General features: G+C 60.3%; 11 protein-coding genes. 4 read left to right on the forward strand and 7 right to left on the reverse strand.

Annotated features, from left to right (window positions below):
• Window positions 1–5: 5 nt before the first annotated feature.
• Together JFT58_RS21700 and JFT58_RS21705 are read left to right on the forward strand one after the other, a co-directional pair.
• Window positions 6–572, forward strand: coding sequence for a CsiV family protein (locus JFT58_RS21700; RefSeq protein WP_034126649.1), 567 nt, complete (start codon window positions 6–8; stop codon window positions 570–572).
• 9 nt (window positions 573–581) lie between these two features.
• Window positions 582–3,272, forward strand: a complete 2,691-nt coding sequence (locus JFT58_RS21705) for a DEAD/DEAH box helicase (protein ID WP_054898791.1) — start codon at window positions 582–584, stop codon at window positions 3,270–3,272.
• Window positions 3,273–3,373: 101 nt separating this feature from the next.
• Here the strand turns inward: JFT58_RS21705 and nagZ are convergent, their stop codons facing one another.
• On the reverse strand, window positions 3,374–4,384 hold the full coding sequence (nagZ, locus tag JFT58_RS21710; RefSeq protein ID WP_019818244.1) for a beta-N-acetylhexosaminidase: 1,011 nt from the start codon (window positions 4,382–4,384) through the stop codon (window positions 3,374–3,376).
• Window positions 4,385–4,519: 135 nt separating this feature from the next.
• Window positions 4,520–5,227 (reverse strand): TetR/AcrR family transcriptional regulator, encoded by a 708-nt coding sequence (locus tag JFT58_RS21715; RefSeq protein WP_034126647.1) that lies wholly within the window; start codon window positions 5,225–5,227, stop codon window positions 4,520–4,522.
• A 263-nt stretch (window positions 5,228–5,490) separates the two neighbouring features.
• Here JFT58_RS21715 and lexA point away from each other — a divergent pair, with 263 nt between their 5' ends.
• Window positions 5,491–6,099: a transcriptional repressor LexA gene (gene lexA / locus JFT58_RS21720; RefSeq protein WP_003172575.1), complete on the forward strand. Its 609-nt coding sequence runs from the start codon at window positions 5,491–5,493 to the stop codon at window positions 6,097–6,099.
• 10 nt (window positions 6,100–6,109) lie between these two features.
• Window positions 6,110–6,583, forward strand: coding sequence for an SOS-induced cell division inhibitor SulA (gene sulA / locus JFT58_RS21725; protein ID WP_005786162.1), 474 nt, complete (start codon window positions 6,110–6,112; stop codon window positions 6,581–6,583).
• Between the two features lie 37 nt (window positions 6,584–6,620).
• On the opposite strand, the gene JFT58_RS21730 is transcribed toward sulA, so the two are convergent.
• The 5 genes from JFT58_RS21730 to fadA form a co-directional block, all read right to left on the reverse strand.
• On the reverse strand, window positions 6,621–6,854 hold the full coding sequence (locus JFT58_RS21730; RefSeq protein WP_003189656.1) for a hypothetical protein: 234 nt from the start codon (window positions 6,852–6,854) through the stop codon (window positions 6,621–6,623).
• A 702-nt stretch (window positions 6,855–7,556) separates the two neighbouring features.
• Complete coding sequence (locus JFT58_RS21735; RefSeq protein ID WP_054898792.1) at window positions 7,557–8,078, reverse strand: DUF6586 family protein; 522 nt, start codon at window positions 8,076–8,078, stop codon at window positions 7,557–7,559.
• Window positions 8,079–8,297: 219 nt separating this feature from the next.
• Window positions 8,298–10,919, reverse strand: a complete 2,622-nt coding sequence (gene topA / locus JFT58_RS21740) for a type I DNA topoisomerase (protein ID WP_003189652.1) — start codon at window positions 10,917–10,919, stop codon at window positions 8,298–8,300.
• A 114-nt stretch (window positions 10,920–11,033) separates the two neighbouring features.
• Entirely contained in the window at window positions 11,034–11,270 is a 237-nt protein-coding gene (locus tag JFT58_RS21745) for a DUF1653 domain-containing protein (RefSeq protein WP_003189651.1), read from the reverse strand.
• Between the two features lie 98 nt (window positions 11,271–11,368).
• Window positions 11,369–12,544 (reverse strand): acetyl-CoA C-acyltransferase FadA, encoded by a 1,176-nt coding sequence (gene fadA / locus JFT58_RS21750; RefSeq protein ID WP_003189650.1) that lies wholly within the window; start codon window positions 12,542–12,544, stop codon window positions 11,369–11,371.
• Window positions 12,545–12,572: the final 28 nt, after the last annotated feature.

Here is a 12,572-nt window from a genome sequence, read left to right on the forward strand (position 1 = left end):
CCCCCATGCGCGTGTTCCGCATTTTGAGCCTGTTGTTGGTGGTACTCGCACCTTCGGCCTTTGCCGACAGCCTGTATCAGGTGGAAATGATCCTGGTGCGCCAGAATGCAGAACCGGTGATCAGTAGCCGCGCCGCGCCGGAAAACTGGGATGCCGGAGCGCCGCGCCTGGGTGAGCGGATGAGCCCGCCGCGCCTGGGCAATATCGTCGACAAGCTGCGCGCCGACACCAACTACACGGTGCTCGCCCACAAGGCCTGGGAACAGAACCTGGGCGAGCAAGCGGTGAAGGTGGCGATCACCGACGGCCAGGAGCAATTCGGCCAGTTCCCTATCGAAGGGGTGTTGAGCCTGCAACTGGGGCGCTTTACCGATATCGACGCGGACTTCTGGATCAACCAGTTCGATGGCAACGGCAGCGTGATCGCCAGCGAACACTTGAGCCAGAAAGACGTGCGCACCAAGAACAACCAGCTCAACTACCTGGACGGCGGCCACCTGGCGCTGCTGATCAAGATCACCTCGCTGACCGCCAAGCCACCCAGCGCACCACCGCCCGACCTTCAGGACTGATTGCGCGCCATGCCCCTGACGTCGTCGTTGACCAAACCCCTGGCCCCTTCGTGGGCCAATCGCTTCAAAGAGCAAAGCCTCGAGCGCGGGCGACGCTACGCCCTGGAGAACCGCGTGCGCATCGTCGAGTGCGGCGACAGCACCATCACCGCCAGTTGCGAAGGCTCGGGCGGCAATGTTTACCGCCAGACCATCTCACTGCGCGAATCGGCCAAGGGCCTGCTGATCCTGGTGGACAGCCGCTGCACGTGCCCGGTGCACACCAACTGCAAACACATCGCGGCGGTGCTGCTCAAGGTTCAGGAAACCCTGGCCTACCCGGCAGCGGCCCAGGATGCGCAACTGCTGGAAAAACTCCAGGCCGTGCTCGATAACCGCGTTGTCCTGCCGCAGGTGGTGATGGACGACGTGCAACCGGTGCCACGCCTGTGGCTGGCCAGCGTGGAATTCAGCGCGTTCGAGCCGCGCAACGGCAAGATGCAGCGCTATATCCAGCACCGTGCAGCGTTGTCGTTCAACTACCTGGGCAACTATGTCAGCGGGCAAAAAAATGCTGACATTATTGTGCGCCAGGAGACGCAGAGCCTGCGGATCAAGCGCCATCCCGAGCAAGAACAGGCCTATCGCGAACACCTGCGCCTGCTTGGCTTCAAGATCGCCACGCGCCAGAGCAAGGCCCTGCCGGAAAGCGCCGGCGAGCTCTTCGAAATGGTCAATGACAGTGCCTGGCTGAACTTCACCCTCAATGTGTCGCCCACTTTGCGTGCCGAGGGCTGGGAGCTGCAGATCGATGAAGACTTCGGCTTTGACCTCAGCCCCGTCGATGACTGGTATGCCACGGTCGATGAAGGGCCGGAACGCGATTGGTTTGACCTGGAGCTGGGCATCATCGTCAACGGCGAACGCTTGAGCCTGCTGCCGATCCTGCTGAACCTGATGCGCTCCCACACCGAGATCCTCAACCCGGAGAAACTGGCGCGGCGCCGCGATGAAGAGCTGATCCTAGTGAACATCCCCGGCCTGCCCAACGGCCACGGCCCGCTGCAAGTGGCGCTGCCCTACGGCCGCTTGAAGCCGGTGCTGGCGACCCTCGGCGAGTTTTACCTGCAGGAAGCCGGCACCACCGCGCTGCGCCTGGCCAAGGCCGACGCCATACGCCTCAACCCGCTGGAAGACCTGCCACTGCAATGGGAAGGCGGCGAGAAGATCCGCAACTTCGCCCAGCGCCTGCGTGATATCAAGGATTTCACCTGCGTGGCGCCCGAAGGCCTGAATGCGACCTTGCGCCCCTACCAGTTGGAAGGTCTGAGCTGGATGCAGTCGCTGCGCCAACTCGAGGTGGGCGGGATACTCGCGGATGACATGGGCCTGGGCAAAACCTTGCAGACCCTGGCGCACATCCTCACCGAAAAAAACGCAGGGCGCCTTGATCGGCCGTGCATGGTCGTGATGCCTACCAGCCTGATCCCGAACTGGCTGGATGAAGCCGCGCACTTCACCCCGCAGTTGAGAGTGCAGGCACTTTATGGCGCGGGGCGTAAGAAACATTTCGCCAACCTGAATGACTACGACCTGCTGCTGACCACCTACGCCCTGCTGCCCAAGGACATTGAACAGCTCGCCGCCCTGCCCTTGCACGTCTTGATCCTGGATGAAGCGCAGTACATCAAGAACCCGTCCAGCAAGGCGGCCCAGGCCGCACGCGAGCTGAATGCCCGCCAGCGCCTGTGCCTGAGCGGCACGCCTTTGGAAAACCACTTGGGCGAACTGTGGTCGCTGTTCCACTTCCTGCTGCCGGGCTGGCTGGGCGACGTGAAGAGCTTCAACCGTGATTACCGCGTGCCGATTGAAAAACGTGCCAGCGAGGTGCGATTGCAGCACCTCAACGGTCGGATCAAACCCTTCCTGCTACGCCGCACCAAGGAACAAGTGGCAACCGAACTGCCACCCAAGACCGAAATCATCCACTGGGTCGACCTCAACGAGGCCCAGCGCGACGTGTACGAAACCATGCGCCTGGCCATGGATAAAAAGGTCCGCGACGAGATCACCCGCAAGGGCGTGGCCCGCAGCCAGATCATCATCCTCGAAGCCCTGCTCAAACTGCGCCAGGTGTGCTGCGACTTGCGCCTGGTCAACGACGCCAACCTGCCCGCCCGCGGTAGCAGCTCGGGCAAGCTCGACAGCCTGATGGACATGCTCGACGAGCTGTTTGCCGAAGGCCGCCGGATCCTGCTGTTCTCACAGTTCACCTCGATGCTGAGCCTGATCGAGGCCGAACTGAAAAAGCGCGGCATTGCCTACGCCCTGCTGACCGGCCAGACCCGGGATCGACGTACACCGGTGAAGGATTTCCAGAGCGGTAAGTTGCAGATCTTTTTAATCAGCCTGAAGGCCGGCGGCGTCGGCTTGAACCTGACCGAAGCCGACACGGTTATCCACTATGACCCCTGGTGGAACCCGGCCACGGAAAACCAGGCCACCGACCGTGCATACCGCATCGGGCAGGAAAAGCCGGTGTTCGTGTACAAGATGATTGCCCGGGGCACGGTGGAGGAGAAAATCCAGCATTTGCAGAAGGAGAAGTCCGATCTGGCTGCGGGCGTGCTGGATGGGCGAACGACGGGGGATTGGCAGTTGGGCAATGACGAGATTGAAGCGTTGTTTGCGCCGTTGCCCAATAAGCAAGAGAAGCGCTGACTGTTAGGCCGCCTTCGCGAGCAAGCCAGCTCCCACACCTGAATGTATTCACAAATCAAAATGTGGGAGCTGGCTTGCCTGCGATGGCCGCGCTTCGGTTTTCAGTCGATCAACTGCGCATCACGCAACGCAGTAAGCGCTGTCAGCCAACGCGGATCCTGTTTGTAATCAGTCGACGCAACCGCCTGCCCACGCATACGCGCAATCCGCGCCGATGGCGTGACCTTCATCCGCTGTGCTGCACTGAGCGCCAGCTCGGCCGCCGCACGGTCATTGCACACCAAGCCCATGTCACAACCAGCGGTCAGCGCCGCTTCGATCCGACTGGCCGCATCGCCGACCACATGGGCGCCGGCCATGGACAGGTCATCGCTGAAGATCACCCCGTCAAACTGCAACTCACCGCGCAGGATGTCCTGCAACCAGCGACGCGAAAAACCAGCAGGCTGGGCATCGACCTGCGGGTAGATGACGTGCGCCGGCATCACGGCGGCTAATTGCTTGCTCAGGCGTGCGAAAGGCACCAGGTCGTTGGCGCGAATCTGCTCCAGGCTGCGCTCGTCATTGGGAATGGCGACGTGGGAATCGGCCTCGGCCCAACCATGGCCAGGGAAGTGCTTGCCGGTGGCGGCCATGCCGGCGCTGTTCATGCCACGGATAAAGGCACCCGCGAGCACGGCAGCGCGCTCGGGGTCGCCTTCGAAAGCACGGGTACCGACCACGGCGCTGCGTTGGTAGTCGAGGTCCAGCACGGGGGCAAAACTCAGGTCCAGGCCCACCGCCAGCACCTCGGTGGCCATGATCCAGCCGCACTGCTCAGCCAGGTATTCAGCGTTGGGGTTATCCGCCAGCGCACGCATGGCCGGCAGGCGCACGAAGCCTTGGCGCAGACGCTGTACGCGGCCGCCTTCCTGATCCACAGCCAGCAGCAGGTCCGGGCGCACTGCGCGAATGGCTGCGCTCAATTCGCGAACCTGACGCGGGTGCTCGATATTGCGCGCAAAAATGATCAGGCCGCCCACTTCCGGTTGGCGCAACAGATGACGATCCTCGGCCGTGAGCCAGGTACCGGCGACGTCGACCATCAAAGAACCTTGCAGGGCAGCAGTCATAAACCTTCCTTAAATAACGCACACAACCCGTGGTCCCTACCAGGCAGGGCAAGGACGACGGGTTGTGAATAAATAGCTGAAATCGGCATGGCGGCTAGCTTAGCGGATGCAAGCGACCGCGCCCACCCGCAGCGATCAAACCTTGGCGGCGACCGGTACGGTTTTACTGCGCGGGCGCAACTGGGCGGTGGCCATGGCCGGGTCGGTGACGCCGGTTTCGGCGCGCATGCCAGCGGCAAGGAACGGCACCATCAGGCGCATGACTTGCTCGATGGACGTGTTCACACCGAAATCGGTCTCGGCAATTGCCCGCAACGCCTTGATACCCGACATGCTGAAAGCTGCGGCACCGAGCATGAAATGCACACGCCAGAACAGTTCGATAGGCGGAATACGCGGCGCCGCTTCGTTGACCAGCAGCATATAGCGGCGGAACACCTTGCCGTACATGTCTTCCAGATAACGGCGCAAGTGGCCCTGGCTCTGGCTGAACGCCAGGCCAAGCAGGCGCATGAAGATCGATAAATCGTTGCCGCTACGGGGCTGCACGACCAGCGCTTGCTCCACGAGGATTTCCAGCAGCTCTTCCAGGCTGGGCTTGTGATCGGCCTTGGCCTGGCGGCGTTCCAGCTCACGGTCGAGGCTTGCGCAGAACGGGCCCAGAAAGCGTGAGAACACCGCCTGGATCAGAGCCTTTTTCGAGCCGAAGTGGTAATTCACGGCGGCCAGGTTGACCCCAGCCTTGCTGGTGATCAGACGCAATGAAGTTTCAGCAAATCCTTTTTCCGCGAACAATTGCTCGGCAGCATCGAGAATGCGTTCAACGGTTTCCGACTGGGCCATGGCTACTCCGCCTGACAAACACTTGTTTGAAACATACGTTTCAGAGTGTGTCTTGTCAAGCCTGCGGGTCCGCTTTGCGGCTGGTCGGTCATCTGTTTCACCGCTATTTAATCATATCCTCGCAGCTCTGTAGGCAGCGCCGCTTCTGCTCTGTAGGACGGCTGACGGATGACCGTCCAGCGGAGCCGCCAAAAAGGATGATTGCCAAGCGCAGTTCACTGTATATAATCCCAGTCACTGTATAAAAAGACAGAGCGATCAACATGCTAAAACTGACGCCACGCCAAGCTGAGATTCTGGCTTTTATCAAGCGCTGCCTTGATGACAATGGTTACCCGCCTACCCGTGCGGAGATTGCCCTGGAATTGGGGTTCAAGTCCCCGAACGCCGCCGAGGAACACCTCAAGGCACTCGCTCGCAAAGGTGCGATCGAGATGACCCCCGGTGCTTCGCGGGGTATTCGCATCCCTGGCTTCGAAGCCAAGGCAGACGAGTCGACATTGCCGATCATCGGTCGCGTCGCCGCAGGTGCGCCGATCCTGGCGCAGCAGCACGTCGAGGAATCCTGCAACATCAACCCGACCTTCTTCCATCCGCGTGCCGACTACCTGTTGCGTGTGCACGGCATGAGCATGAAGGACGTGGGCATCTTCGACGGCGACCTGCTGGCCGTGCATACCACCCGCGAAGCCCGCAATGGCCAGATCGTCGTTGCCCGTATCGGCGACGAGGTCACGGTCAAACGCTTCAAGCGCGAAGGCAGCAAGGTCTGGCTCCTGGCCGAAAACCCTGAGTTTGCCCCGATCGAAGTCAACCTGAAAGACCAGGACCTGGTGATCGAAGGCTTGAGTGTCGGCGTCATTCGCCGTTAAAGGAGGCATCATGCAGCTCGTGCACACCCCACAACACACACAACTGTCGCTGTTCGAGGCCTTCATGGCCCAGCCCCTTGCGCCAATCCTCAAGGAAACGGTCGAAGCCCCCTGGGGCGGCGAACCTGAGGCGTTCAGTGAATTGTCGTTGCGCGGTGCGGCTGAGAGCTGCCTGAACCTGCTGGCACCTATCCTGCGCGAATTGAGCGAAGATCAGGACGCCCGCTGGCTGACATTGATCGCCCCGCCCGCCAGCCTCACCCAGGCCTGGCTGCGGGACGCCGGGCTCAACCGCGAGCGCATCCTGTTGCTGCAACCACGCGGCGCACAAAGCGCCCAGCAACTAACCTGCGAAGCCTTGCGCCTGGGCCGTAGCCATACGGTGGTGAGCTGGTTGAACCCACTGAATGCCAGCGCCAAGCAGCAACTTATCAGCGCTGCGCGCACGGGTGATGCACAGAGTTTGAATATTCGATTGGGGTAATGATGGGCGCGCCACAGAAGCAGCCTTCACGAAGGACTCAGTGAAGAACGCGCGGCCCTTCTTCTTTCTCCGGCTCGCCTTCGGCAAGGCGACCTGCCATCTGCACACCCACGCTCAACATGGCTTTAGCCACTTCGACGTGCTGGCCTTGCAGGAAGACTTTGGCGTCTTCGGAGAAATCCAGAATAACCAGAGAACCCTCGTCCTCCGCCCGGCGCAGTTCGATTCGGCCGTCAGGCAGTTCAACAATTTCCAGAAAGGACGTTGGCATAAAAGTCTGTTCTCCACGAAAGGCCTGGATTATATCAGTCATCCACCCAGCCTCGCAGGGGATATGGACAGGTTTGTTGACGGCTTGATGAATGGTGCCCTAGGGAACACGCTTCTCTGTGTGGGAGCTGGCTTGCCTGCGATGGCGGTGGGTCAGTTATCACAGGGCTTTTCTGACTCGCCTCTATCGCAGCATGGGCATCACAGAACTTTGCAAGCTGTAGCAGCCAACGGTAACCACGATGCGAAGCGAGCCGGTCCTGATCTTGATCTGCTTGTGATCTTGATCTGCTTGTGATCTTGATCTGGCTTTTGATCTTAGGCGCCCCGTTAAACCACGCTGGCCGAGCCTAGGCGAGGTGCCGAGTGGTGGGGCAAGAGCGCTTTGGTTACTTTCGCGCTTTTCGAAAGTGACCCGCCGGCGGAACCCTAAGTGGCCGTTACCGCAGGAATGGATATGTACTCGGTATAACAGGGTCGCCTGTCAGGCCGCCATCGCAGGCAAGCCAGCTCCCACAGTTTGATCGCAGGGAATCAGGTAGATAGGTGTCGGCTGGCAGGCCGTCATCGCAGGCAAGCCAGCTCCCACATTTGGATCCTAGGGCGTCAGGTAGATAAGCGTCGGCCGTCCGGCCGTCGCGGGAGCAAGCTCCATCGCCACAGGTTCAGCGTCGCTGCGCAGCCAGCCCCCTCATTTACTCCTTCAACACTCGTTGAGCCCTTCACGAAAGCGCAGCGCCATCTTCTTCAACTCCTGGCGCCAGCCTTCCAACTCTTCGCGGCTCAAAGGCTTGGGCTCATCCTGTTCCAAGGCCACGGCGACGATCAGCGGCTGGGTGACATCCCCCTTGGGCACATGGGGAATACGCGGCGGCTGAAACATATCCGCATGTGCTTTGAGCAGCCGCGCCACCCAACTGTCGGGGCTCTGGGCCATTTCCACCAGTTCGGCCAACTCGGGGATCGCCATGGCGTCCAGCACTTCACGATTCATGATCATTTCTGCACGCGGCGCACCGGCCTGGGGTAGGCGGTAGAACCCGGCGATTTCATGGCACAGCCCCAGCAAGGCACCGTACAGGTGGAACAACGCCGCTTCGCGCCCCGCCTGTACCAGCGCGATGGCGTTCATCTCTTTCCCTTCCTCGGCACGGCCAAGGGCCTCCAGGGATAAACCCGCGAAGTAAATTTTCTGATTGGTACGGGTATAGAGTTCGTTGGCCATGACGGCAATCTCCACAACGAATAGGCGTGATGCTGACTGCGTAGGAGCGAGCTTGCTGTGGCGAGGGAGCTTGCTCCCGCTCGACTGCGTAGCAGTCGCCAGCTATTGGGGGCGCTTCGCACCCCAGCGCAAGCAAGCTTGCTCGCCACAACAAACTCAATCCTACAGTAAGCAAAAGCCGTCTATACAGACGGCTTTTGGCGTTAACAGACTAGCGGATCAAGCGCCCTGGCGCTTGTCCTCGACCTTCCACTTGCCGCCGTCGTAGAACGCTTTCCAGCCAGTAGGCTTGCCGTCCACTTCGGTCTGCACGTACTGCTCCTTGGTCTTGCGGCTGTAGCGGATCACGGCTGGACGACCATCCGGGTCCTTCTTCGGCGCTTCACACAGGAAGTGGTACTTCGGATCGATCTCGTCCTTGTGCGGCACGATCTCCATCACCAGTGGCGCACGGGTCTCGCGGTTTTTCGGGAACTGGCTCGCAGCCAGGAACAGCCCCGAAGCGCCGTCACGCAGGATGTAGGTGTCGTTGACCTTCTCGCACTTGAGCTCGGGCATTTTCACCGGGTCCATCTTCGGCGGCGCCGCATCACCGCTTTTCAGCAGTTTGCGGGTGTTCTTGCAGGTTGGGTTGGTGCACCCGAAGAACTTGCCGAAACGGCCAGTCTTGAGCTGCATCTCGCTGCCGCACTTGTCGCATTCCAGGCTCGGGCCTTCATAGCCCTTGATGCGATAGGTGCCCTCTTCGATCTCGTAGCCGTTGCAATCCGGGTTGTTACCACAAATATGCAGCTTGTGCTTCTCGTCCAGCAGGTAGGCGTCCATCGCCGTGCTGCAGATTGGGCAACGGTGCTTGCCACGCAGCACCAGCGACTCGGACTCACCCTCGTCGTCAGCCGCGATTTCATCGCCCGGTACCAGGTTGACGGTCGCCTTGCAGCGCTCTTTGGGCGGCAGGCTGTAGCCCGAGCAACCGAGGAACACGCCGGTGGAGGCGGTACGAATCTGCATCGGTCGACCGCAGGTAGTGCACGGAATATCCGTCATCACCGGCTGGTTGGCGCGCATCCCGTTCTCGGGGTTCTCAGCCACTTCGAGCTTTTTCTTGAAGTCGCCGTAGAACTCGTCCAGCACGTTTTTCCAGTCGCGTTCGCCCTGGGCCACGTCATCGAGGTTCTCTTCCATGCCGGCAGTGAAGCCGTAGTCCATCAGGTTGGAGAAGCTCTCCGACAGACGCTCGGTCACGATGTCACCCATCTTTTCCGAATAGAAACGACGGTTGTGCAACGCAACGTAGCCACGGTCCTGGATGGTGGAAATGATCGCCGCGTAGGTCGACGGACGACCGATACCGCGCTTCTCCATCTCTTTCACCAGGCTGGCTTCGGAATAACGCGCCGGTGGCTTGGTGAAGTGCTGGGACGGGTCGAGCTTGATCAGCTTCAGCGTGTCGCCCTGGGCCATGTCCGGCAGCACATCATCATCGCCAGGCTTGGCGATCTGCGGCATCACACGGGTGTAGCCGTCGAACTTGAGGATACGGCCCTTGGCACGCAACTCGAAATCGCCCGCGCCCACGCTGACGGTAGTAGACAGGTATTGCGCCGGCAGCATCTGGCAGGCCAGGAACTGGCGCCAGATCAGCTCGTAGAGGCGCTCAGCGTCGCGCTCCATGCCGCTCAGCTTGGCAGGCGTGGTGTTGGCGTCAGAAGGACGAATCGCTTCGTGAGCCTCTTGTGCGCCTTCCTTGCTGCTGTAGACGTTCGGCTTCTCCGGCAGGTAGGTCTTGCCGAATTCGCTTTCAATATAGGTACGCGCCATCGCCACCGCGTCTTGCGAGAGGTTGGTGGAGTCCGTACGCATATAGGTGATGTAGCCAGCCTCATACAGACGCTGGGCCATCATCATGGTCTTCTTCACCCCGAAGCCCAGGCGGTTGCTCGCGGCCTGTTGCAGGGTGGAGGTGATGAACGGCGCCGACGGCTTGCTGCTGGTCGGTTTGTCTTCACGCTTGACGATGCTGTAGCTGGAAGCCTTGAGCTTCTCCAGCGCGGCCATGGCCTGGGCTTCGTTCAGCGGTTTGAAGGCCTCGCCTTTCTCACGGGCCACTTCAAAGCGCACATTGGCGCCCTTGGCAGTGCCGAGGTCGGCGTGGACTTCCCAGTATTCTTCAGGAATGAACGCACGGATCTCGCGCTCACGTTCCACCACCAGCTTCACCGCAACCGATTGCACACGGCCGGCGGACAGACCACGAGCGATCTTCGCCCACAGCAGTGGCGAGACCATGTAGCCGACGACGCGGTCGAGGAAGCGACGGGCCTGCTGGGCGTTGACACGGTCGATGTCCAGCTCGCCCGGCTTGGAGAAGGCTTCCTGAATGGCTTTCTTGGTGATTTCGTTGAACACCACGCGCTTGTAGCGGCTGTCATCACCGCCGATGGCTTCGCGCAGGTGCCAGGCAATGGCTTCCCCTTCGCGGTCCAAGTCCGTCGCGAGATAGATGGTGTCAGCATCTTTGGCGAGCCGGCGCAGCTCTTCGATGACCTTTTCCTTGCCCGGAAGGATTTCGTACTTGGCCTTCCAGCCATGGTCCGGGTCCACACCCATGCGCGAAACCAGTTGCTTGCGCGCTTTTTCTTTAGGCGTGAGTACCGGACCTTCGCCCGCGGCGGCCTTGCCGCGCTTGGCGGCAGGCTCCTTGCTGGCGCTAGCCGAACCGCTGGTGGGCAGGTCTCGGATATGGCCGATACTCGACTTCACCACGTACTCGTTGCCCAAGTACTTGTTGATGGTCTTGGCCTTAGCCGGGGATTCCACAATGACCAGCGATTTGCCCATGGATCGGAAAATTCCTGAATTCGAGAAGTGAAAGGCAGTTGGCGCCTGACGCGGCAACGCTATATATAGTGGCAACCGGATGAGGTCAAGCGCAGCATTCTGCGCGACCTGCCGTTATTGCCCTGTAAAAAGACTGGGTTCGGCCGTGACCAAAGCAAAGCGCGGGACCTGCTCGCCGTCAACTTCGACGGTCTCCAGGAACATGCTCAAAGGGCGCACCCAAAAGCCGTATTCGCCATACAGCGCTTGGTAAAACACCACTTCTTCTTCGGTTTCAGAGTGGCGCGCCACGCTGAAAACACGGTACTGCGGCCCCTTGTAATGCTGGTAGAGCCCTGGTTCGACTTTCATGCTCTGGCCCTCATGCAAAATTTGTTGAAAAAAAATATTTAAAAGTTCCAAAAAACAAAAACCGGGGCACTGGGCCCCGGCTTCCGTCAACCGAACGTTTAGACGCGTTCGAAGACGGTAGAGATGCCTTGGCCGAGACCAATGCACATGGTTGCAACCCCAAGGTTGCCACCATTTTGCTTCATCACGTTAAGCAAAGTGCCAGAGATACGCGCACCGGAGCAACCGAATGGGTGGCCCAGGGCAATCGCACCGCCGTGCAGGTTAACCTTCTCGTTCATCTTGTCGAGTACTTTCAAATCTTTCAGCACTGGCAGGGCCTGTGCGGCGAAAGCTTCGTTGAGCTCGAAGAAGTCGATATCGGAGATGGAAAGGCCTGCGCGCTTCAAGGCTTTTTGTGTGGCCGGTACTGGACCATAGCCCATGATCGCCGGATCCACACCCGCCACTGCCATCGAACGAATCACCGCCAGCGGCTGGATACCCAGGTCCTGGGCACGCTGTGCCGACATCACGATCATGCACGAAGCACCATCGGTGATTTGCGAGGAAGTACCGGCTGTCACGGTGCCGCCCTTTGGATTGAAGGCTGGCTTGAGGGCCGCCAGGCTTTCCAGGGTAGTGTCCGGACGAATGGTTTCGTCGTAGTCGAACAGTTTCAGGAAGCCATTCTCGTCGTAGCCGTTCATCGGGATGATTTCATCCTTGAACTTGCCTTCCACAGTCGCCTTGTGGGCGAGCTGGTGGGAGCGCAGGCCGAAGGCGTCCTGGGCTTCACGGGTGATGCCGTGCATTTTGCCGAGCATTTCCGCGGTAAGGCCCATCATGCCCGAGGCTTTCGCCGCGTAGAGGGACATGTGCGGGTTAGGATCGACGCCGTGCATCATGCTGACGTGGCCCATGTGCTCCACGCCGCCGACCACGAATACATCGCCGTTGCCGGTCATGATCGCTTGCGCAGCGGTGTGCAGCGCGCTCATCGACGAACCACACAGACGGCTGACGGTCTGGCCGGCCGCGGTGTGCGGGATCTGGGTCATCAACGACGCCATGCGCGCGATGTTCCAGCCCTGCTCCAGGGTCTGGTTGACGCAGCCCCAGATCACGTCCTCGACTTCGTTCGGGTCGACCTTGGTGTTGCGCTCCAGCACTTTGCTGATCAGGTGCGCCGACATGTCTTCGGCGCGGGTGTTGCGGTGCATGCCGCCCTTGGAGCGGCCCATCGGCGTACGACCGAAGTCGACGATCACGACGTCTCTTGGATTCAAGCTCATAAATATTCTCGCTCTAGTCGTCTGGGCA

This window comes from Pseudomonas sp. MF6767, from assembly GCF_016405475.1.
GTDB classification, from domain to species: Bacteria; Pseudomonadota; Gammaproteobacteria; order Pseudomonadales; family Pseudomonadaceae; genus Aquipseudomonas; species Aquipseudomonas paracarnis.